Origin of the sequence: Nocardia arthritidis NBRC 100137, assembly GCF_001612765.1 — a bacterium.
Lineage (GTDB): Bacteria > Actinomycetota > Actinomycetes > Mycobacteriales > Mycobacteriaceae > Nocardia > Nocardia arthritidis.
Map to the genome: position 1 here is coordinate 77,173 of NZ_BDBB01000007.1, position 22,167 is coordinate 99,339.

Below are 22,167 nucleotides of genomic sequence, written 5' to 3' on the forward strand. Positions count from 1 at the left end.
CTACTGGCCGGATGCGCCCTGCCTATGGTGGCTGCGTGAGTGAACAACCCGGCTGGGATGCGATCGACGATGCGTTGCGGCCGCTGTACGGCGATATCGAGCCCTTCCACTGGGCCTCCGACCACCCGTGGTCCCTCGGCGGGTCCGACCCCCTCGACGGGATCAGCGCGTACTCCCGCACCGACCCGGCGCCGCACTGGCATTACATCAGCTACGGCATGACCGAGCTGCACGAGAAGGAGTGGGACGACCCGGCGGAGTCCGGCTGGTGCTTCGAATTCACCTTCCGGCTGGCGCGCGGGCCCGAGGACACCGAACCGCCCGCGTGGCCGGCGAATTTCATGCAGAACCTGGCCCGTTACGTCTTCCAGTCCGGCAAGTGGTTCGAACCGGGACACACCATCAAAACGAACGGGCCGATTGCGGCCGACCACCCCGACTGCACCTGTCACGCCGTCTGCTTCACGACCGACCCCGAGCTGGGCGCCGTAGACAGCCCGAACGGCCGCGTCCGGTTCCTGCAGATCGTCGGGCTGACCATGCCGGAATACCGTGCGGCACAAGGGGGACGCGCACTGCCCCTGCTCGCCGAACTGGAACCGCGACTACCCCTCTACATCACCGACATCCACCGCGAGCCGCTGGTCGCCGAGCCGAAACCGCAGGCCCGCTGGCCCCGTTGGGGTGGCGGCCTGGCCGGGCGCGGGTGATCAGGCCGCTCGGGTCGTGCGGTGTTCGACCGGCGCGGCCCGGCGCGGCCCGGGGATACCGGCTCCCCGGGTGCGCAGCGCCCGGCGATGACGCGCCCGCGCGGCGTGCGCGCCGCGCACTCCGTTGACGACGTTGCGGACGCCGTGACCGGCCGATCGGCGGCCCACGCCGATCACCAGCGAGGACACCGCGAGGGCGAGTGCGATCCGCGCACGGAACTTCCCACCGCCCACGCGGATCAGGGCTTCTCGGAGGTGATGGACGCGAGCAGTTCGCCCAGATGCGTTTCGGCCTTGGCCTTGTCGACGCCGAGATCGCTGAGCAGACCGGCGCCGTTCTCCTGCTCGAGCAGGGCGAGCAGGATGTGCTCGGTGCCGATGTAGTTGTGCCCCAGCCGGAGCGCCTCCCGGAAGGTGAGCTCGAGGACCTTCTTGGCCTCCGCGCCGAACGGCACCAGCGCGGGGACGTCCCCCTCACCCGGCGGCAGAGACGCGGAGGCGGCGGCGGAGATCACGTCGACGGCGACGCCTTGGTGGACGAGTTCGTGCACCGCGAGGCCCTGTGGTTCGGTGAGCAACCCCAGCACCACGTGCCCGACCGAGATCTCGCGGTTGCCCGCCGCGCGCGCCGCCTCCTGCGCCGCCATCACGACCGCCCGCGCCCGCTGAGTGAAGCGCGCGAAGCCCGCGTTCGGGTCCATGGCCGCCGCCGCGCCCGGCTCGGGCACCTTCGGCACGAACCGCTTCTGGGCGGCCTGCTTGGTGACGCCCATGCTGGCGCCGATGTCGGTCCACGAGGCGCCGGAGCGCCGGGCCTGGTCCACGAAGTGGCCGATCAGGTGGTCGGCCACTTCGTCGAGGTGATTCGCCACGACGACGGCATCGGACAGTTGCTCGAGCACATTGTCGGGACGGGCCTTCTTGATGCCGTCGATCAGGTCGTCGAGGCGGAATGGCGAGGTCATGCGTCAACCATAAGTTGACGATACGATGACGTCAACCACTAGTTGACGATGGAGGTCAGGGGTGCGCCGCCCCAGCCGCGAAGCGCACGATGCGCTCCTTGACCCATGCCGCCGTCCGCCCGGTCAGCACCGTCCGGGCCGGTGCGTCGTCGGCGTGCACGGCCTGCACGACCCCGTCACGGCGGCCCAGGCTGAGGCAATGGAGCACGTAGCGGAACCGGAGTTCCTTCGGCTCGCGACCACGCATCCGCGCGACGACGGCATCGGCCGCGTGTTTGCCGGTGGGCAGCGCCGTGGCGCAGGCCATGCGCAGATCTCGCCCGCCCGGCCCCGCGATGACGGCGGCGTCGCCCGCGGCGAAGATGTCCGGGTGCGTCACCGAACGCAGGGTGGCGTCGGTGCGCACCCGGCCGTCGGAATCGACCGCCAGGCCGGAGCGGGCGGCCAGGTCGGGCACCCGGAAACCCGTGGTCCACACCGTCGCCGCGGCCTCGACCAGCGAACCGTCGGCCAAGCGCGGCCCCTCGGAGGTCACTTCGATCACCTTGGCGCCGGACACGATCTCGACGCCGAGCCGCTCCAGCGTCCGCCTGATGTGCGCCCGCGCCCGCGCCGACAGCCAGGCGCCGGGCTCCTCCGTACCGAGCAGCAGCACCTTGATCCCCGGCCGCGATTCGGCGAGTTCCGCCGCCAGTTCGATGCCGGTCGCTCCGGCCCCTACGATCGCCACCGGACCGCCGAGGGTGGACAGGTCGTGCACGTCTTCCTGCGTCGCAATGGAATACGCGTGCTCGGCGACGCCGGGGACGCTCTGGACATCAGCGATGCTGCCGAGGGCATAGACCAACGCGTCGTACTCGACGGCGGGCCCCGCGTCGAGCACCACGCGCTTCGCCACCGTGTCGATCTCCGTCGCCAGGGCGCGCACGAAGCGGATATCCTTGCTTTCCAGCGATTCCCGCAGATCCAACGCGGCGATCCGCTGCCCGGCCGCCTGCTGGTGCAGTCGCACTCGCTCGACGAACGACGCGTGGGCGTCCACCACGGTGATCCGGGCATCCCGCGCCGTGCGAGCGAGCCTGCGTGCCGCCGCCAGCCCCGCGTACCCGGCGCCGAGGACGACGATCCGATGCTGTCCGGTCATGATGTGGCTCCTTTCGATCGGCCATCACCCTTCAGACCGGACAGCCACCCAATTGCTGACAGTCCAGCGCCGTGAAGCGTGTCACAGCGGACGGCGACGCCGGTCCGGCAGCGTGCCCACCGCGCCGTCCGACCCGCCCGAGCCGGCGAAATAGGCGAGTTTGTCCGGGTTGACGATCAACCGCAGCGCCGTGACCAAGCCGTCGGCCGCATCGATCCCCAGCACGACCAGCGGCGCGCCGTCCACCCGCGCGACGAGGGAAGGCGCGCCGTTGACCTCTTCCACGAGCAATTGCGTCCCCGGCACCTCCCAGCGCAACAGACCCGCCAGGTATCGCGCCACCTGATTGGCGCCGCGTATCGGCCGCCGCGCCGCGGTGATCTTTCCGCCGCCGTCGGCCGTCGCGATCACGTCGGCGGCGAGCATCCGCTCCAGCGCGGCGATGTCACCGTCGCGCGCCGCCTTCAGGAATCGTTCGATCAGCTCGCGGGCGTGCTCCGGCGGAATGCCGAAGCGAGCCCGGCCTTCTCGCACGCGCTGGCCCGCCCGGCGGAAGATCTGCTGCGAGTTCGACTCGGTGACGTCGAGCATGTCGGCGATCTCGCGATGCGCGTATCCGAATGCCTCGCGCAGCACGAAGACGGCGCGCTCGACCGGGGTCAGCCGCTCCAGTGCCGTCAGCAGCGCGAGCGAGACCTGTTCACGCTCCTCGACGGTCTCCAGCGGGCCGAGTTCGCCGCGCGCGGTCGGCACCGGCTCGGGCAGCCACGGCCCGATATAGCTCTCCCGCCGCGCCCGCGCCGAAACGAGCCAGGTGCGACAGAGATTCACCAGCGCGGTGGTCAGCCACGCCTCAGGGGAACGGATACCGGCTCGGTCGGCGCCGTCCCAGCGCAGGTAGGTCTCCTGCACCGCGTCCTCGGCCTCACTCGCCGAGCCGAGCATCCGGTAGGCGAGCGCGAACAGGCGCGGCCGATGCAGTTCGAATTCCCGCAATCCGTCGGACTCCATCGCTGTCCCGCCTCTCCGAGTATTCAGGCCGTACCTGTCGGTGCCGCGAGATCCGCGTGCAGGTCCTGCGTTCGGCGCCGCTCGGGCTTCGGGCGTACCCGGCGAGTTACCCATGTGCTCACGAGATCGATTGTCCGTCCGACTAATCGGCGTCCCGGGGCGGATGGCCGTTCTCACGTTGCTTCGCACCGGGCCTGCGCAGGCGCAGACGCGCCGAGCCGCGGATCGCCGGACGCGGGATGGCCGGACGACGGATCGCAGGCAGCCGCCGGTCCGCCCGTCGTTGCGCACGCCGCTCGGCGGGTTTGTGCGTCCAGGTCTCCGGACGCGCGGCCACCCAGCGCTGGGAATGCCAGGCGAACGGGATATGCCCCAGATACAGCACGACCAGCACCAGCAGCAGCACGATCGGATAGGTGACCAGCGCCGCCGCGGCGAGCGCGACCAGCACCAGCAGCCCGGCCGCGGCCTGCGGCACCACCGACACCGATTTCATGGCCAGCGTCGGGATGGTGCTGACCGCCAGTGCGGCCGCGAAGACCGTCCATGCCGCGACCTCGTAGAAGCCGACCCACCAGCCGTCGCCGAACTGCACGAACAGCGCCACCGGGACCATCGCGATGAGCGCGGCCGCCGGGGCGGGCACACCCACGAAGTACTCCCGCGCCCAGTCCGGCCGGTTGTCCTCGTCCATCAGGGTGTTGAACCGCGCCAGGCGCAGCACGATGCTGACCGCGAACAGCAGCGCGACGATCCATCCCACGCTGTTGCTGCTGAGCAGGGTCACATACAGGACGAGCGCGGGAGCGACGCCGAAGGAGATGGCGTCCGACAGCGAGTCCAGCTCGGCGCCCATCTTCGTGGTGGCGTCGAGCATCCTGGCCAGCCTGCCGTCGAGGGTGTCCAGCACGGCCGCCGCGCCGATCATGGCCAGCGCGATACCTAGCTTGCCGTCCAGGCCGAACTTCACCGCCGACAGCCCGGAGCACAGCGCCAGGATGGTGACGATGCTGGGCAGCAGCCGGATGCTCCGCCGCCTGCGCCGCTGGGTGGGTACCGCCGCTTCCATCAGGCGTCGGCGGGTGAGCCGAGCACGGCGAGGACGGTCTCGCCGCCGATAGTGCGCTGGCCGGGCTGCACGAGTAGTTCGGTGCCCGGCGGGAAGTAGGTGTCGACCCGCGAGCCGAAGCGGATCAGGCCGTAGGTGTCCGCGATGGTCAGCACGTCGCCGACCTGGGCGTCGCAGACGATCCGGCGCGCGAGCAGTCCGGCGATCTGCACCACCACGACCTGATTGCCCTCCGGCGTCTCCAGCACCATGCTGTTGCGCTCGTTCACCGAACTCGCCTCGGGCAGGTCCGCGGAACGGAATCGGCCGGGCTGGTGCAGCACCGTGCGCACGACGCCGGAGACCGGCGTGCGCTGCACGTGGACGTCCAGCACGGACAAGAAGATGCTCACCCGCGGCAGCGGCGCGTCACCGAGACCCAGCTCGGCGGGGGGAGCGGCGGTGTCGACCAACGCGATCTCGCCGTCGGCGGGGGCGACTACGACGCCCGGCCGGTTCGGCGGCACGCGATGCGGGTGACGGAAGAAGGTCGCGCAGGCCGCCGCGGCGAGCAGACCCGTGCGCCGCACCCATTTGCGCTTGCCGCCGACGACGGCGACCGCGAGGGGTGCGGCGACGAACGGGAGCCCGGCGGGATGCAACGGAGGGATCGCGTTGCGGACCAGGTCGACGACATGGCCGACTCCGGTCGTTTCAGGCGTGCCGGGCGGGGTGGGACGGCGGGCCACAGGCTCCTCTTTCGTGCTCGATGCAAACGGGTTGCGCCTACCCAACGATAGGCCGGGCGCAAGCGTTCACACCTTACGGGAAGGAGCCTGTGGCACGCGCGGTCACGACCTGACCCGGGACCCCGTGACCAGTCGCACCAGGAACAGCAGGATGGCCGCCCCGGCCAGGCAGGTGAAGAAGCTGAACCAGAGCCCGCCGCCCTCGACGTCGACTCCGAACAGTTTCAGAAGGAACCCACCGAGCAGGCCGCCGACCACGCCGACGACGATATTGAGCAGGATGCCCTGCTGGGCGTCCGTCTTCATGATCTTGCTGGCGATCCATCCGGCAAGACCTCCGATGATGATCCATCCGATAATCCCGAGACCGAGCATGGTGTCCTCGCATCCTAGTTGGGCCACGCCTCCTACAGCAGTGGCGTGCGAGGACGAGATACCCACCGATTGTCGGAATACGCGCGGCAGATGAGCGACTTTCAAGCTAATATGAGGAAGCCTCATGTCTATCCCGCTGATGGGCAGTGGCTGATGAGGGACCGATTTCGATGCTTCGGGGAATCCCCGGCGGCGCCGCCGCAGGTACATAGGAGACGCAGATGGCTGCTCGAATCGCCCAGACCACCGGGGCAGAGCACACGGCGATCCTCGGGCTCGGCGTTTACCGCCCTGCTCGAGTGGTCACCAACGACGAGGTGGCGGGTCCGATCAACTCGAGTGACGAGTGGATCCGGACCAGGTCGGGCATCAAGACCCGGCGGTTCGCCGACGAATCGGAGACCATTCAGAGCATGAGCGTCGCGGCCGCGCGCGGCGCGCTGGAGTCGTCGGGTATCGCGGTGGATCAAGTCGATTGCGTGATCGTTGCCACGTCGACCCATCTGCTGCTGACGCCGGCCGCCGCCCCGCGCATCGCCACCGAACTCGGCATGAACGGCGCCGCCGCCTTCGACGTCTCGGCCGGCTGCGCCGGCTTCTGCCACTCGATCGCGCTGGCGTCGGACCTGGTCCGCGCAGGCACCGCCGCCCATGTCCTGGTGATCGGCGTGGAGAAACTGACGAACACGGTCAATCCGACCGATCGCTCCACCGCCTTCCTCTTCGCCGACGGCGCGGGCGCGGTGATCGTCGGCCCCTCCGACGAGCCGGGTATCGGCCCCACCGTCTGGGGCTCGGACGGCACCCAGCACCACGCCATCCGGCAGGACAAGGACTGGATGGAGTATTTCCACGAGATCGACGAGAAGGGCCTGGACGCGGTGCGGCCCTATCTGGCCATGGAGGGCACCGCGGTCTTCCGGTGGGCCGCCCACTCGCTGGAGAAGGTCTGCCGCGACGCCATCGACCGCGCGGGCCTGTCCCCCGAGGACTTGGACGCGATGATCCCGCACCAGGCCAACGGCCGGATCATCGAGATCATGGCCCGGGTGCTGAAGCTGCCGGAGCACTGCGCGCTGGCCAACGACATCGAGGAGGCGGGCAACACCTCGGCCGCCTCGATCCCGCTGGCCATGGAGGCGCTGCTGCGGAAGGGCGAGTCCAAGCCGGGTGACACCGCGCTGCTCATCGCGTTCGGCGCCGGCCTGTCCTACGCGGCTCAGGTCGTGAACCTGCCCAATTGGAAGTAAGCCGGCCGCTCGCCGCGGTGACACCATCGCGGCGAGCGTCGCGTGACGCGATCCGCGCTCAGGCGCCGGCCTCGACCGCCGTCTTGATCTTGCCCAGCGTCTCGTTCATGCCGCGCACCAGCGCTTCCTCGAAGGGGGCCTCGCCGCCGAGCGCGGCCTCGATCGCCTTGCGGGAGAACCAGGTGGTGCCGTTGGGCACGTCCCGCCGCTCGATCAGCCGCGTGCCCGACTCGGTCGGTTCCAGTGTGTAGCTCCACACCGTCCGGTTCTCGTTGACCCGGAAGGCGAACGCCCGGTTCGGCTCGAAGCGCACGATCCGCGAGGTCGTCGGCCAGTATTTCTTGCCGTCGCGATTGAAGTTGAGCGTCCAGGTGCCCGTCTTGGGCGAGCCGAGCGCCATCATGCGCACACACTGCGGGCTGAACTCCGGCATTCGCTTCAGATCGGAGACCACCGCCCACACCCGCTCCGGGGGCGCGGAGATGTCGATGCTGGCTTCGAGGTTTTTGGGCAACGCTGCCTCCGGATACGAGCGACGGGCCGACGGCAATCCGTCCGACCGCGGTGGGACTGGTCGCGCACATTTTAAACGGACGGGCAGTTGCGTCACATTTTCGCTACTCGCGCCCCGGCCGCTGTAATGAACGACGCACAATCACAGATACACGAAGCACAGACACTGCCTCCAACATTTCGGCGTACCAACGTGAGGTGATCGGCCGTGAAACTGCGCTCCCTGCTGCATCGGCAACCGGCGGACCAGGTTCCGCTGCTTCCCGCTGTCGAGCCCGAGGACGGGCGGACAGCGCGCGCCGGGTCGGCATTCCCCCACGGCGTTCGCGCCGCGGCCCGGGAAGAACGCCTGGAGCGTCTGCTCACGCCGAGTGAGCTGGATCTCGTCTTGCGTCATCGGCTCTGAGCCCTGCGCGAACGCCCACGACAGACCGGGCCGAGAGGCTCCATACTCGTCTGGTGACTTCACCCGCTGCCACGAAACCGGCCATCCTGAGTGTCGACGACGACCCGGGGGTTTCCCGGGCGGTCGTGCGCGACCTGCGCCGCCGTTACGGCGCCGATTACCGGATTCTGCGTGCGGAATCGGGGGATCAGGCGCTCGACGCGCTGCGCGAGATGAAGCTGCGCGGCCAGCCCGTCGCGGTGCTGATCGCCGACTACCGGATGCCTGGCATGGACGGCATCGAATTCTTGGAGCAGGCGATGGACCTGCACCCGTACGCGCGCCGCGTGCTGCTGACCGCCTATGCCGACACCAACGCCGCGATCAACGCGATCAACGTCGTCGACCTGGACCATTACCTGCTCAAGCCGTGGGACCCGCCGGAGGAGAAGCTCTACCCGGTGCTGGACGGCCTGCTGGACGCCTGGCGCAGCAGCGAGCACCGGCCCGTCACCGAGACCAAGGTGATCGGCAATCGCTGGTCGCCGCGATCGTCGCAGGTGCGTGAGTTCCTCGCCCGTAACCAGCTGCCCTACCGGTGGTACCTGGCCGACGAGCCCGAGGGTGCGCGACTGCTGGAAGCGGCGGGGGCCGACCCCGAGCGCTGTCCGGTGGTGATCACTTCGGCGGGCGAAGCGCTCGTGCAGCCCTCCGACAGCGAACTGGCCCAGAACGTCGGCCTGACCGTCGATCCGGCGGGCGAGTTCTACGACCTGATCGTGGTCGGCGGCGGCCCGGCCGGTCTCGGCGCGGCGGTCTACGGCGCGTCCGAGGGTCTGCGCACCGTGCTCGTCGAGCGGACCGCCACCGGCGGGCAGGCGGGGCAGAGTTCGCGCATCGAGAACTATCTCGGTTTCCCCGACGGCCTGTCCGGCGCGCAGCTGGCCGATCGGGCCCGGCGGCAGGCGGCGAAGTTCGGCGCCGAGGTCATCACGACGCGCGAGGTGGTCGGGCTGGAGGTGCACGGGTCCGCGCGCACCGTGCGGTTCGCCGACGGCGGCAGCCTGTGCGCGCACACCGTGATCATCGCGACCGGTGTCGACTACCGCCGCCACCCGGCGCCGGGCGTCGACGACTTCACCGGGCGCGGCGTCTACTACGGTTCGGCGATGACCGAGGCGTCCGAGTGCGCCGATCATGACGTCTACATCGTGGGCGGTGCGAACTCCGCGGGCCAGGCGGCGGTGTTCCTGTCCCGTAATGCGCGCACCGTGCACCTGGTGGTCCGGGCGGATTCGCTGCAACAGTCCATGTCGCACTACCTCATCCAGCAGATCGCGCAGATCGCGAACATCGAGGTGCACACCAACACCGAGGTGATCGCCGCCGACGGAGACGATCACCTGCAGCAGATCGTGCTGCGCGACAACAAGACCGGCGCCGAGGAGAAGGCCGACGCGGAGCGGCTGTTCCTGTTCATCGGCGCCGCGCCGCAGACCGATTGGCTCGACGGAGTGATCATCCGCGACAGCGCCGGGTACGTGCTCGCCGGGCCGGACCTCATGGTGGACGGCGCGCGCCCCGCGGGCTGGGAGCTGTCGCGGCCACCACATCATCTCGAGACGAGCGTGCCCGGCGTGTTCGTGGCGGGCGACGTGCACGCCGAATCCGCCAAGCGCGTCGCCTCCGCCGTCGGCGAGGGCGCCATGGCCGTCATGCTCGTGCACCGCTATCTCGCGTAACCAGGAGGCCGCAGATGACTTCGAACCAGACCGCGGACCGCAGCAGCCGGTCGGTGTGCGACCCCGCCGAGCTGCGCACCCTGTTCCTGTTCGAGAAGCTGACCGACGAGCAGCTGGAATGGCTGTGCGCCGATGGGCGGATCGAGACCATCGAACCGGGCGTCGTCTTCCGCGAGGGCGAACCGGCCACCTGCTTCTACGTGCTGATGGACGGCGAGGTGGTGCTCACCAAGCAGTCCGGCGGCGCAGAGATCGAGCTGGTCCGCACCGAACACCGCGGGTCCTACGCGGGCGCGTGGATGTCCTACATCGGCGACAAGGTGGACCAGACCTACAACGGGACGATGCAGGTGACACGACCGTCGCGGTTCTACGTGCTGGACGCCGAGGTCTTCGCCAGGATGATGCACGAGTGGTTCCCGATGGCCGTGCACCTGCTCGAGGGCGTCTTCTTCGGTAATCGCAACACCAACGCGCGGATCGGCGAGCGGGAGCGGCTGTTGGCGCTCGGCTCGCTGTCCGCGGGCCTCACCCACGAGCTCAACAACCCGGCCGCCGCCGCGGTGCGCGCGACCTCGGGCCTGCGCGAACGCGTCGCGGGCATGCGGCACAAGCTGGCGATGATGGCGGACGGCAAGTTCGACCCGTCTTCCCTCGGCGCGCTGGTGCGGCTGCAGGAGGAGGCGGCCGCCCAGGTCGCGAAGGCGCCGGAACTCACGCCCATGGAGGCCGCCGACCGCGAGGATCTGCTCGGGGAATGGCTCGAGGAGCACGGCATCGCCGACGGCTGGAACCTCGCGCCGAACTTCGTGCAGGCCGGATTCGACACCGACTGGCTCGAACGAGTGGCCGCCACCCTGGAGGGCGCTCCGGAGCAGGTGTTCCAAGGCGCGATCCGCTGGCTGAACTACACCATCGAGACCGAGCTGCTGATGAACGAGATCGCCGACTCGACGACGCGCATCTCCTCGCTGGTCGGCGCGGCGAAGCAATACTCGCAGATGGACCGTGCGCCATTCCAGGTGGTCGACATCCACGAGCTGCTGGACAGCACGCTGGTGATGCTCAGCCGCAAGATCGGCGACGGCGTGCGCGTGGTCAAGGAATACGACCGGACCCTGCCGCAGGTGCCGTGCTACGCGGCCGAGCTCAACCAGGTGTGGACCAACCTGATCGACAACGCGGTATACGCGATGAACGGCGCCGGTACGCTGACCATCCGCACCAGGCACGAGAACGACTGCGCGGTCGTGGAGATCGGCGACACCGGGCCGGGCATCGCGCCGGAGGCCCGCAACCGCATCTTCGAACCGTTCTTCACCACCAAGCCGATGGGCGAGGGCACCGGCCTCGGGCTGGACATCTCGTTCCGCATCGTGGTCAACAAGCACAACGGCGACATCCGGGTGGACTCCGAGCCGGGCGACACCAGGTTCACCGTCTGGCTACCGCTGCGCCGCCCCGAACAAGAGCCTGTCGCCGCAACCCACACGGAAGGGCAGTCATGACCGAGCAATTCGCAGGCATCGACCCCGCGGTCCCCCCCAGCGGCCCGGGTTGCCTGGAGTGCGAGCAGAACTCCGGGTGGTGGGTGCATCTGCGCCGCTGCGCCCAGTGCGGGCACGTCGGGTGCTGCGACACCTCGCCCGCGCAGCACGCCACCGCGCACGCCGAGAGCACCGGCCACCCGTTCATCCAGAGTTTCGAACCGGGCGAGGAGTGGTTCTACAACTTCGAGACCGAGGAGATGTACAGCGGCGGACCGGAATTGGCGCCACCGCGCAGTCATCCGGCGGATCAGGGCGTGCCGGGCCCGCGCGGACGGGTGCCTGCGGATTGGCAGGCACACATCCACTGACCCCGCCGCAACCGGTACGCTGCTGCGAACGCCGGGGCCTCCGGCACCACGATCCACCCGGGAAAGCACGGTATGAAACGAACTTCCGCCATCGTCCTGATCGCCGGGACGGTGGGTTTCCTGCTGGCAGGCTGCGGCGGAGGGGACGAGTCCGCCGACGCGAACGGATTGCGCAAGGGCGACGCGAGTACGACCGCGTCCACCTCGGTCGCACACACCACGACCGCTCCCGGCGCCGCGACGCCCAGCTCCCCGTCGGATACCGACGCCCCGGTCACGACCAAGCAGCGCGACTCCTCCCTCGGGCCCGCGTCGAGCACCACCTGCGGTGAGTTCCGCAAGCTCGACACCGACCAGGAGAAAGCGCTGATCGAGCAGATTCTGGCGGAGAACCCCGGCGGCCCGTTCGACGGCAGCCCGAACGTCGCGCTGGGCACCGCCAAGCTGGTCTGTCTCGCGCCGAGCGTTGCCGATACCTCCGTCGCGGTCGCGGCCGGAATCGTGAAGAAGTAGCCGTCCGCGTATTCCCCGACGACGAACCGTGACCGATCGCCGGCCGCGCGGCAGAATGGCACAGTGGCAGAACTGGCACTCACCGCCCGCCTGAATCCCTCGGCCGCCGATGCCCGCCGGGGGGTGATCCGGCTGCATCCGGAGGCGCTGACCGCGCTGGGGTTGCGCGAGTGGGACGGAATCATGCTGGTCGGCTCCCGCCGCACGGCCGCGGTGGTCGGCGTCGCCCGTCAGGGAACGCCCGCCGGAGTCGCCCTGCTCGACGACGTGACGCTGTCGAACGCCGGGCTACGCGAGGACGCGACCGTGGTGGTCTCCCCCGCGACCGTCTACGGCGCGAAACAGATCACGGTGAGCGGCTCGATGCACGCCACCCGCACGATTCCGGCCGCCACGCTGCGGCAGGCGTTGCTCGGGAAGGTCGTCACGGTCGGCGACGCGGTCTCTCTGTTGCCGCGCGACCTCGGTCCCGACATCAGCTCCGCGGCGGCCACCCAGGCGCTGTCGCGCACCTTCGGCATCGCCTGGACCACAGAGCTGCTCACCGTCACCGCCACCGATCCGCGCGGCCCGGTGAGCGTGCAGCCGAATACGGCGGTGACCTGGGGTGCGGGCGCGGTCGCCGGGTGGGACATCCCGGCTTCGGCCGGATCACCGCTCACGGTGGACGAGCCATCCCGCGGCGTGGGCGGAGCCGTCGCCCCAGGTGTGGTCACGGGCGCCGACGGCGTCGTGGTGGCAGGCGATGTCACACCGAGCATCTCGGTCGAAGACTTGGCGGGCGCGCGCACCCAGGCCGCGAAGCTCCAGGAGTGGCTCAGCCTCGCCTTGGACGAACCCGAACTGTTGCGCACCCTCGGCGCGCGACCACATCTCGGCGTGCTGATCACCGGCCCGGCCGGCGTCGGCAAGACCACGCTGGCCCGCGCGGTCGCGACGCCGCGGCGCATAGTGGAACTGGATGGCCCCACCATCGGCGCGGCCGAAAGCGGTGCGCGGCTGCGCGAGGTCGCCGAGGCGGTGGCCGACATCGGCTGCGGCAAGGGCGGCGTCCTGCTGATCACCGACATCGACGCGCTGCTGCCCGCCGACGCCGAGCCGGTCGCCACGCTCATCCTGGACCAGTTGCGCGCCGCGATCGCCGAGCCCTGCGTCGCGTTCATCGCCACCACCGCGCATCCCGCCGGCATCGATCCGCGGCTGCGGGCGCCGGACCTGTGCGACCGCGAACTCGCGCTGCCGCTGCCCACCGCCGCCGTGCGCAAGGCGCTACTGGAGCATCTGCTGCGCCGGGTGCCGACCGCGGAGCTGAAACTGGAGGAGATCGCGGCGCGTACGCCGGGATTCGTGGTGTCCGATCTGGCGGCACTGTGCCGGGAGGCGGCGCTGCGCGCGGCGTCGCGGGCCAGAGAGCACGGCAATCCACAGCTCACCCAATCCGACCTGGTCGGTGCGCTGGAGGTCATCCGGCCGCTGTCGCGCTCGGGCATGGAGGAACTCGCCATCGGCAGCCTGCTCCTCGACGACGTCGGCGACATGGTGGAAACCAAGCAGGCGCTCACCGAGGCGGTGCTCTGGCCGCTGCGGCACCCCGACTCCTTCGCCCGCCTCGGCATCGAGCCACCGCGCGGGGTGCTGCTCTACGGCCCGCCAGGCTGCGGCAAGACCTTCCTGGTGCGCGCGCTGGCCGGCACCGGTCAGCTCAGCGTGCACGCGGTCAAGGGCGCCGAACTGCTGGACCGGTGGGTCGGCTCGTCGGAGCGCGCGGTGCGAGAACTGTTCCAGCGCGCACGGGATTCCGCGCCGTCGCTGATCTTCCTGGACGAGGTGGACGCGCTGGCCCCACGCCGCGGGCAAAGTGCCGACGCGGGTGTCGGCGACCGGGTGGTCGCGGCGCTGCTCACCGAACTCGACGGCGTGGAGCCGCTGCGCGACGTGGTGGTGCTGGGGGCGACCAACCGGCCGGAGCTGATCGATCCGGCGCTGCTTCGCCCCGGCCGGCTCGAACGGCTGGTCTTCGTACCGCCGCCGGACGCCGCCGCCCGACGGGAGATCCTGCGCACCGCGGGGCGCGCGGTGCCCCTGGCCGCCGACGTCGATCTCGACGCTCTCGCGGAGGAACTGGAGGGCTACTCCGCCGCCGACTGCGCCGCGCTGCTACGTGAGTCCGCGCTCACGGCGATGCGCCGGGACATGCACGCCGCCGATGTCAGCGCCGCGGACGTGCTGGCCGCCCAGACGGTGGTCCGGCCCTCGCTGGATCCGTCGCAGATCGACACGTTGCGCCGCTATGCGGACAGCCGCGGGTAGGCGACGAGCAATCAGCGCTCCGCAGTCAATCTGTGGCAAATTCGCGTGATCCGCTCTTTTCTCATGAGAGACACTATCGAGCGAATATTCGGCAATCTCTAGATCGCGCCCGCACCACGGGTATGTTCGACAACCGTGCGCAGGGTCGGCGACATTGTCGACGCGACCACGGCCTTCACGGGAGCCGCGGTCGCGGGTGTCACGCTGTTCCTGCCTGTCACCGTCAGCACCCGAGGCCAGTCCACGTCGTACCGGATCGCCGTTCTGCTCAACAGCGTGCCGCGCAGCGCGGCGCTGGGAGTGATCGTCGCCGTGGCGGTCGCCGTACTGGTCACCACGACCAAGCGGCCGTTGACCGGGTGGGCCACGGCGACCGCCGCCGCGTTGGCCCAGCTGATCAATCACTTCGCCGGACGCCACGTGGCGACGGCCGAGATGCTCACCACGCAGAACTACATCGACTCCATCTGCGCCGCCGTGCTGCTCGGCGGGCTGGGCGCCGTGGTGCTGCGCAGACCGTGGCCGGGCGCCGCGTTCGCGGTGGGCGGCGTCGGATTCTTCGCGTTCGGCGATCTCGCGAACCTGCTCGGCATCAACGCGGATCCGTACGCGGTCCTGGAGACCCCGACCCGCTGGATGATCGGCGTCGCCCTGGCCCTGCTGGTGATCAGCACCTCGCACAACTGGAAGCGCATCAAGGAGCCCGAGACGCCGCGGATGGCGATCGCTCTGCCGGTGACCCCGATCCTCGCCGCCATGGTGCTCGCGCTGGTGGTACTGGCCGGCACGGAATGGCTGGGCCGCCAGTACAGCAAACTGCCCGCCGAGAGTCACGCGATCGAGATCGGGATCGTCGTCGCCGCGACCATCGTCAGCGCCACCGCCGCGGCGATGCTGCTGCCCGGCCGCGACGGCACCGGCGTATACCTGGCCGTGAGCCTCACCGCGGCGGTCGACGCCGTCGGCTACGCCGTCCGGCCCGGCTGGACCTCCGCGGTGCTCATCGCGTTGACCGCCGCCGGACTCTTCGTAGGCTCCCGGATGCCCTCGACCGCTCTCGCCATCCTGTTCCTCGTCGGCATCACGGTCGTCGCCCAGCTCACCTCGACGTCCTCGGGTACCGTCGCCTTCGCCGTGATCAGCGGGATCATCGCGTTGACCGCGGGTTACTGCTGCGGGACGGCGCGACCGCATTACGCGCCCGGCGGCGTGCTCGCCCTCACCGCGCTCTACCTTCCTTCGGCGGTGTCGGTGATGCCAGACCGAGTCAAGGACTGGCGCGAGGATGTGGCGGTACACGACGCGACGCCGGGGCGCACCGCGCTGGCCATCGTCATCGGCAGCGCGATCGGGCTGGTCATGCTGCGGAAATTGCGGCCGCGCTGCAAGCCGCAACCGAAAGGGCAACCGGAAAGCGAATCGTTAGCGGATATATAGCCCCGATTCGCCGGGATGGCGGACGCCATACCCACCCCTGCCGCGAAAGACCCAGGCTTTCCGTAGGCTTGTCCCGAACACCCCGCCGCCCCGACTCGACGGAGTGAAGTTTGCTCGCGATCCTGCTCGTGCACGCCGCAGCCGCCCTGGTGGCTCCGCTGGGGGTGCGGGCACTGGGGCGCAATGCTTTCTACCTGCTGGCCGCGGTGCCGCTCGGCAGTTCGGCCTGGGTGATCGCGAATTGGTCCGAGCCGCAGCGCGTCCGGCTGACCTGGGCGCCGAGCATCGGCCTGAACATCGATCTGCGTTTCGACACGCTCGCGGCCGTCCTGTGCGCGCTCGTGCTGGGTATCGGAGCGCTGGTGCTGGTGTACTGCGCCAGGTACTTCGACAACGACGAGCCGCGGCTGGGGGTGTTCGCCGCCGAGCTCGTCGCGTTCGCCGGGGCCATGTTCGGGCTGGTCACCAGCGACAACATGGTGCTGCTCTACGTGTTCTGGGAAGCGACCACGGTGCTGTCGTTCCTGCTGATCGGCCACAACGCCGAGCAGGCGGCCAGCAGACGAGCCGCGATCCAGGCGCTGCTGGTGACCGGGGCCGGCGGATTGGCGATGCTGGCCGGCATCGTCGTGCTCGGCGCCGCGAACGGCAGCTATCTGCTGTCGGATCTGCTGTCCGGCGCCCCGAGCGGGACGGCCGTCGACGTAGCGGTGGCGCTGCTGCTGGTGGGCGCGCTCACCAAATCCGCCGTGGTGCCCCTGCATTTCTGGCTGCCCGGCGCGATGGCCGCGCCGACGCCGGTGAGCGCGTACCTGCACGCCGCGGCGATGGTGAAGGCCGGTGTGTACTTGATCGCCCGGCTCGCACCGGCGTTCGCGCAGAACCCGGTGTGGCACCCGCTGGTGCTCACCCTCGGCCTGGCGTCGATGCTGTTGGCCGGGCTGCGCGCCCTGCAGGTCGTGGATCTGAAATTGGTGCTGGCCTTCGGCACGGTGAGCCAGCTGGGCTTCCTGATCGTGCTGGTCGGCCTCGGTACGCCCGCCGCCGCGCTGGCCGGAGTCACGATGATCGTCGCGCACGCGCTGTTCAAGGCGAGCCTGTTCCTGGTGGTCGGGATCATCGATCACGGTGCGGGAACGCGCGACCTACGCCGGTTGTCCGGTCTCGGCCGCCGGGCGCCGGTGCTGTGCGCCGCCGCGGTCCTCGCCGCGCTCAGTATGGCGGGCATTCCGCCGCTGCTCGGCTTCGTCGGTAAGGAGAGCGCACTGAGCGCCGTGCTGGACGCGGACATACTCGCCGCGCCCGCCCGCGGCGCGGTCTTCGCCGGGGTGGTGCTCGGCTCGATGCTGACCGTCGGCTACAGCATCAGGTTCGTCTGGGGCGCCTTCGCGGACAAGGGCGTCGAGCCGGACCCCGCTCCCGGCACCGCGCCCCTGGCCCGCCATCCGAGCGAAGTGCCCGTCGCCGGCCGGGAATCCGAGGATCGCCTCCGCTGGCACCCGCCCGGCGCTCTTTTCCTGGCGGCACCGGTGATCCTCGCCGCCGCGAGCCTCGTGGCCGGACTCGCGCCGTCCTGGCTGGACGCGCGGTTGCGCCCTTATGCCGAAACGCTTGCCGGACCCCCGTTTTCCCATCTGGCGCTGTGGCACGGCTTCACCCCCGCGCCGGCGTGGACGCTGCTGATCGTCGCGGTCGGTGTCGGGCTGTATCGGCTGCGCGCCCGCTTCACCGAATCGGCGCACCCGCGCCTCGGCAACGCCGACCGCGCCTACGACGCCACGTTGCGCGCGATGGACACCCTCTCGCTGCGAATGACCGGCGCCGTGCAACGCGGATCGCTGCCGCTGAGCCAGGCGGCGATCCTGGTCACCTTGATCATCCTGCCGACCGTCCTGCTCGCGCTCGGCACCCGCACCGGCGTCACGCTGCGCCTGTGGGATTCGCCGCTGCAAGCGGCCGTCGGCGCGATCATGGCGGTGACCGCACTCGCCGCGACGGTGCTGCGCAACCGATTGGCGAGCGTGCTGGTGGTCGGCGTGACCGGATACGGCAGCGGCGTGATCTTCGCGCTGCACGGCGCGCCCGACCTCGCGCTGACCCAATTCCTGGTGGAAACGCTGACACTGGTGATCTTCGTTCTGGTCCTGCGCGCCTTCCCCGCGCGGATCGAGGCCAGCCGCAGGACCGCGTTCAAGATCCGCAGGGCGATCCTGGCCGCGGGGACCGGAACGGTGGTCGCGGTCCTGGCCGGATTCGCCGTGGCGGCGCGCACCGCCGAACCCGTCTGGCCCCGGATTCCCGAGGCCGCCTACACATTCGGTGGTGGAAAGAACGCCCTGAACGTCCTGCTCGTCGACCTGCGGGCATGGGACACCCTCGGCGAGATCTCGGTGCTCGTCGTCGCCGCCACCGGCGTCGCCTCCCTGGTGTTCCGCAGCAGGCGTTTCGGCAGCGCCCCGCGCGCGGCGGACTCCCCCGACTACGACCCGGAACTGGTGAGCTGGCTGCCCGCCGGCCGGTTGGTCGACCGGGCCGATCGGTCGATGGTCCTGCAGATCACCACGCGGCTGGTGTTCCCGACCATCATGGTGCTGTCGGTCTACTTCTTCTTCTCCGGCCACAACGCGCCCGGCGGCGGGTTCGCGGGCGGACTCACCGCGGGGCTCGCGCTGACCCTGCGGTATCTCGCGGGCGGCCGCTACGAACTGGGCGAGGCGCTCCCCGTCGACGCGGGCCATGTTCTCGGCGCGGGCCTCACCTTGGCCGCGGGCACCGCGGTCTCGTCGCTGCTGCTCGGCGCGCCGCCGCTGTCCTCGGCGATCATCGAGGTCTCGCTGCCGGTGGTCGGCCACATCAAAGTGGTCACCGCGCTGCTGTTCGATCTGGGCGTCTACCTCATCGTGGTCGGCCTGGTGCTGGACGTGCTGCGCAGCCTCGGCGCGCGGCTGGACAGCGAGTTGGCCGACGCCGATACCCCGGCCACGAAGGGCGGTTCCGGCGCATGACGGCGAATCTGACCCTGCTGATCGTGATCGGCATCCTGGTGGCGTGCGGGGTGTATCTGCTCCTGGAACGCGCCGTGTCGAAGATGCTGCTCGGGCTGATCCTGTTCGGCAACGCGGTGAACCTGCTGATCCTCACCGCCGGCGGCGGCAACGGCAAGCCGCCCATCCGCGGTGCGGCCGAGACCGAGGAGATGGCCGACCCGCTCGCCCAGGCGATGGTGCTCACCGCCATCGTGATCACCATGGGCATCGCGGCATTCGTGCTCGCCCTCGCCTACCGCGCCTACATGCTCACCACCAGCGACGACGTCGCCAACGACCAGGAAGACGAGGATGTCGCCCGGCGGCGTGCCGGAGAGGATCCGGCGACGTGAGCCTCTCGCCCGGCCTGCTGCCGATCCTCGCGCCGCTGCCGGTGCTCGTTCCGCTGCTAGGCGCCGCCGCCACCCTCGTGTTCGGCCGCAGGCCCCGTATCCAGAGCGTGGTCATCGTCGGCGCGCTCACCGCTGTCGTGGTGATCTGCGGGTTGCTGCTGTATCTGGCCGACCGGGACGGAACCACCGCGTTGCAGGTCGGCAATTGGGCGGCCCCGATCGGCATCACGCTGGTGGTGGACCGGCTCTCCGCGGCCATGCTGGTCGTCTCGTCCATCGTGCTGCTCTCGGTCGCCCTCTACGGCGCGGGCCAGAACATCCGCGACGGCGACGAGCGGCAGCCCACCTCCATCTACCGGCCCACGTATCTGGTGCTGACCGCCGGTGTCTCGGCCGCCTTCCTCGCCGGCGACCTGTTCAACCTCTTCGTGGGCTTCGAGATTTTGCTCGCGGCCTCGTTCGTGCTGCTGACGGTGGGCGCGACCACCGAGCGCATCCGCGCGGGCGTGGCCTACGTGATGGTGTCGATGGTCTCGTCGCTGATCTTCCTCACCGGCATCGGGCTGACCTACGCGGCCACCGGAACGCTGAATCTCGCCCAGCTCGCCGTCCGGTTCGGCGCCGTGCCGGACGGCACCCGCACGGCGATCTTCGCCGTGCTGCTGGTGGCGTTCGGCATCAAGGCGGCTGTCTTCCCCCTATCGAACTGGCTGCCCGACTCCTACCCGACCGCCCCGGCTCCGGTCACCGCCGTGTTCGCCGGTCTGCTCACCAAAGTCGGTGTATACGCGATCATCCGGACCCACTCGCTGCTGTTCCCCGACGGCGGCTTCGACTCGGTGCTACTGGTGTGCGGCCTGCTCACCATGCTCGTGGGCATCCTCGGCGCCATCGCGCAGAGCGACATCCGCCGTCTGCTGTCGTTCACGCTGGTCAGCCACATCGGATACATGGTGTTCGGAGTCGGGCTGGCCACCGCGTCCGGGCTGGCGGGCGCGGTGTTCTACGTGGCGCACCACATTCTGGTGCAAACGGCGCTGTTCCTGGTGGCCGGCCTGATCGAGCGGCAAGCCGGATCGACCTCGCTGCGCAGACTGGGCGGGCTCGCCGCGGCCAGCCCGCTGTTGGCGGTGCTGTTCCTGATCCCCGCGCTGAATCTCGGCGGAATACCGCCGTTCTCCGGATTCATCGGCAAGGTCGCGCTCTTGCAGGCGGGCGCCGAGCGCGGCAGCGTGCTGGCCTGGGTGCTGGTCGGGGGCGCCGTGCTCACCAGCCTGCTCACGCTCTATACCGTGGCCCGGGTGTGGAGCAAAGCGTTCTGGCGGCCCCGCGCGGACGCGCCGGAGGGCCATCTCACGGCGGCGAAGCCCCCGACGCTCATCGAGGATGCGACCGACGTGCACTACGACGAGCGCACCGACCCCGGCCGGATGCCGCCGCTGATGGTGTTGTCCACCGCGGCGCTCGTGACGGTCGGGTTGTGCCTGACCGTGCTGGCCGGCCCGATTCTCACGATCGCCGACCGGGCGGCAGCCGACCTGCGTGACCCCGGCGTGTACATCGGTGCGGTACTGGGTGATTCGCGCGGTGAGAGGGGAGAACCGCGATGAGCGTCGAGCAGGGCGGGCGCGGTCGGCGGCGCGAGGCGGTCGTCCGAATCGGCGTACTCGCGTGGCTCACCATGGTATGGCTCGCCCTGTGGGGCGATCTCAGTGTGGCGAACCTGCTGGGCGGGATGGTGGTCGCCGCCCTGATCATGGTGGCGCTGCCGCTGCCGCGCGTGCCGGTATCCGGTCGGCTGAACCCGCTTCCGCTGGTCGCATTGATCGTGTCGAGTGGGTATTACGCGCTGGAGTCGAGCCTCCAGGTCGCCTGGTTCGCGATCCGCCCGGCTCCGATGCCGGTGTCCGGGGTGCTGCGGGTATACGCCCGCACCAGATCGGATCTGGTGCTGGTGCTGTGGACCGATGTGCTCAACCTGATCCCCGGCACGATGGTGCTGGAAATCGATCGCAGGCGCCGGGTCGTCTACGTCCACGTCCTCGACGTCGGCAGCGACGCCGCCGTGGACGAGTTCCACCGGATCACCCGGCGGCTGGAGCGCCTGCTGATCGATGCGTTCGAGCGTCCGACCGGATGGCCGCGCTCCCGGACCGCCGCGCTCCCGGAGGTGCCATCGTGACCGTCGTCGCCGTAATCGCCGCCGTCATCCTGACCACGGCCGGGCTGCTCACCACCTACCGGGTCGTTGTGGGGCCCAGCACGCTGGACCGGGTCGTCGCGGTCGACTCGCTGATGGCCATCGCCGCCTCCGGCCTGGCCGTGTGGGCGGCCTACAGTGCCGACACCACCGTGGTGCCGGCGATCGTCGCGCTGGCGCTGGTCGGATTCCTCGGCTCGGCCGCGGTGTCCCGATTCCGGGTGCGAGACGACAAATGAACCTCTGGCACGCGCTCGCGGGCGCCCTGATCCTGTTCGGCTCGACGCTGGCGCTGACCGCGGCGATCGGGATCGTGCGCTTCCCCGACACGCTCACCCGGATGCACGCCGCCACCAAACCGCAGGTCATCGGGCTGATCCTGGTGCTGGCGGGCGCCGCGATCCAGCTGCGCGGACACGGCAACGTCTGGACGCTGGTGCTGGTCGGGCTGTTCACCCTGCTCACGGCCCCGGTGATCGCCCACCTCATCGGCCGCACCGCCTACCGCGAGCAGCGCTACCGTGACGGACTGTTGCGCGTCAACGCCTTGCGCGAGGACGACGTGGAATAGCCCCCGC

Annotated in this window: 23 protein-coding genes; 15 read left to right on the plus strand and 8 right to left on the minus strand. The window is 70.0% G+C overall.

What is annotated here, in order from left to right; translation table 11 throughout:
- The first annotated feature begins 35 nt into the window (after positions 1–35).
- Positions 36–710, plus strand: coding sequence for a suppressor of fused domain protein (locus NA8_RS07030; protein ID WP_063049533.1), 675 nt, complete (start codon positions 36–38; stop codon positions 708–710).
- On the opposite strand, the gene NA8_RS07035 is transcribed toward NA8_RS07030, so the two are convergent.
- The 7 genes from NA8_RS07035 to NA8_RS07065 form a co-directional block, all read right to left on the minus strand.
- Entirely contained in the window at positions 711–944 is a 234-nt protein-coding gene (locus NA8_RS07035; protein WP_063049534.1) for a hypothetical protein, read from the minus strand.
- Positions 945–949: 5 nt separating this feature from the next.
- Positions 950–1,675: a Clp protease N-terminal domain-containing protein gene (locus NA8_RS07040; protein WP_063049535.1), complete on the minus strand. Its 726-nt coding sequence runs from the start codon at positions 1,673–1,675 to the stop codon at positions 950–952.
- 55 nt (positions 1,676–1,730) lie between these two features.
- The gene (locus NA8_RS07045; protein ID WP_063049536.1) at positions 1,731–2,819 is read right to left on the minus strand and encodes an NAD(P)/FAD-dependent oxidoreductase; all 1,089 of its coding nucleotides are present in this window, start codon (positions 2,817–2,819) and stop codon (positions 1,731–1,733) included.
- Between the two features lie 81 nt (positions 2,820–2,900).
- Positions 2,901–3,830 (minus strand): RNA polymerase sigma-70 factor, encoded by a 930-nt coding sequence (locus NA8_RS07050; RefSeq protein WP_063049537.1) that lies wholly within the window; start codon positions 3,828–3,830, stop codon positions 2,901–2,903.
- Between the two features lie 142 nt (positions 3,831–3,972).
- On the minus strand, positions 3,973–4,899 hold the full coding sequence (locus tag NA8_RS07055; RefSeq protein ID WP_063049538.1) for a CDP-alcohol phosphatidyltransferase family protein: 927 nt from the start codon (positions 4,897–4,899) through the stop codon (positions 3,973–3,975).
- Positions 4,899–5,627, minus strand: a complete 729-nt coding sequence (locus NA8_RS07060) for a phosphatidylserine decarboxylase (RefSeq protein WP_063049539.1) — start codon at positions 5,625–5,627, stop codon at positions 4,899–4,901. Before NA8_RS07060 ends, NA8_RS07055 begins: the two co-directional genes overlap by 1 nt.
- 102 nt (positions 5,628–5,729) lie before the next feature.
- A complete protein-coding gene (locus tag NA8_RS07065; protein ID WP_063049540.1) occupies positions 5,730–6,002 on the minus strand; it encodes a GlsB/YeaQ/YmgE family stress response membrane protein in 273 nt (90 codons plus the stop codon).
- Between the two features lie 221 nt (positions 6,003–6,223).
- On the opposite strand from NA8_RS07065, the gene NA8_RS07070 reads away from it, so the two are divergent.
- Positions 6,224–7,252: a beta-ketoacyl-ACP synthase III gene (locus NA8_RS07070; RefSeq protein WP_040870624.1), complete on the plus strand. Its 1,029-nt coding sequence runs from the start codon at positions 6,224–6,226 to the stop codon at positions 7,250–7,252.
- 58 nt (positions 7,253–7,310) lie between these two features.
- Here NA8_RS07070 and NA8_RS07075 read toward each other — a convergent pair whose 3' ends face one another.
- Positions 7,311–7,766 carry an SRPBCC family protein gene (locus tag NA8_RS07075; protein WP_063049541.1) on the minus strand — a complete coding sequence of 152 codons (456 nt, stop codon included), beginning with the start codon at positions 7,764–7,766 and terminating at the stop codon, positions 7,311–7,313.
- 207 nt (positions 7,767–7,973) lie between these two features.
- Between NA8_RS07075 and NA8_RS07080 the strand changes: the two genes are divergently transcribed.
- From NA8_RS07080 to mnhG, 13 genes are all read left to right on the plus strand, one after another.
- Positions 7,974–8,171, plus strand: a complete 198-nt coding sequence (locus NA8_RS07080; protein ID WP_063049542.1) for a hypothetical protein — start codon at positions 7,974–7,976, stop codon at positions 8,169–8,171.
- A gap of 53 nt (positions 8,172–8,224) precedes the next feature.
- Positions 8,225–9,892, plus strand: a complete 1,668-nt coding sequence (locus NA8_RS07085) for an NAD(P)/FAD-dependent oxidoreductase (protein ID WP_063049543.1) — start codon at positions 8,225–8,227, stop codon at positions 9,890–9,892.
- Between the two features lie 14 nt (positions 9,893–9,906).
- Positions 9,907–11,400, plus strand: coding sequence for an ATP-binding protein (locus tag NA8_RS07090; RefSeq protein ID WP_063049544.1), 1,494 nt, complete (start codon positions 9,907–9,909; stop codon positions 11,398–11,400).
- Positions 11,397–11,750 carry a UBP-type zinc finger domain-containing protein gene (locus NA8_RS07095; protein WP_063049545.1) on the plus strand — a complete coding sequence of 118 codons (354 nt, stop codon included), beginning with the start codon at positions 11,397–11,399 and terminating at the stop codon, positions 11,748–11,750. Before NA8_RS07090 ends, NA8_RS07095 begins: the two co-directional genes overlap by 4 nt.
- 72 nt (positions 11,751–11,822) lie before the next feature.
- Entirely contained in the window at positions 11,823–12,263 is a 441-nt protein-coding gene (locus tag NA8_RS07100; RefSeq protein ID WP_063049546.1) for a hypothetical protein, read from the plus strand.
- Positions 12,264–12,326: 63 nt separating this feature from the next.
- The gene (locus NA8_RS07105; RefSeq protein WP_063049547.1) at positions 12,327–14,573 is read left to right on the plus strand and encodes an AAA family ATPase; all 2,247 of its coding nucleotides are present in this window, start codon (positions 12,327–12,329) and stop codon (positions 14,571–14,573) included.
- 135 nt (positions 14,574–14,708) lie between these two features.
- A complete protein-coding gene (locus NA8_RS07110; RefSeq protein WP_063049548.1) occupies positions 14,709–16,010 on the plus strand; it encodes a hypothetical protein in 1,302 nt (433 codons plus the stop codon).
- A gap of 110 nt (positions 16,011–16,120) precedes the next feature.
- Positions 16,121–19,015 carry a Na+/H+ antiporter subunit A gene (locus tag NA8_RS07115; protein ID WP_063049549.1) on the plus strand — a complete coding sequence of 965 codons (2,895 nt, stop codon included), beginning with the start codon at positions 16,121–16,123 and terminating at the stop codon, positions 19,013–19,015.
- The gene (locus NA8_RS07120; RefSeq protein ID WP_063049550.1) at positions 19,012–19,389 is read left to right on the plus strand and encodes a Na(+)/H(+) antiporter subunit C; all 378 of its coding nucleotides are present in this window, start codon (positions 19,012–19,014) and stop codon (positions 19,387–19,389) included. The genes NA8_RS07115 and NA8_RS07120 overlap by 4 nt, the downstream gene beginning before the upstream one ends.
- Complete coding sequence (locus tag NA8_RS07125; protein WP_063049551.1) at positions 19,386–20,999, plus strand: Na+/H+ antiporter subunit D; 1,614 nt, start codon at positions 19,386–19,388, stop codon at positions 20,997–20,999. Before NA8_RS07120 ends, NA8_RS07125 begins: the two co-directional genes overlap by 4 nt.
- Positions 20,996–21,571 carry a Na+/H+ antiporter subunit E gene (locus NA8_RS07130; protein WP_063049552.1) on the plus strand — a complete coding sequence of 192 codons (576 nt, stop codon included), beginning with the start codon at positions 20,996–20,998 and terminating at the stop codon, positions 21,569–21,571. Before NA8_RS07125 ends, NA8_RS07130 begins: the two co-directional genes overlap by 4 nt.
- A complete protein-coding gene (locus NA8_RS07135) occupies positions 21,568–21,828 on the plus strand; it encodes a monovalent cation/H+ antiporter complex subunit F (RefSeq protein ID WP_063049676.1) in 261 nt (86 codons plus the stop codon). Before NA8_RS07130 ends, NA8_RS07135 begins: the two co-directional genes overlap by 4 nt.
- Positions 21,825–22,160, plus strand: coding sequence for a monovalent cation/H(+) antiporter subunit G (mnhG, locus tag NA8_RS07140; protein WP_063049553.1), 336 nt, complete (start codon positions 21,825–21,827; stop codon positions 22,158–22,160). Before NA8_RS07135 ends, mnhG begins: the two co-directional genes overlap by 4 nt.
- Positions 22,161–22,167 lie beyond the last annotated feature (7 nt).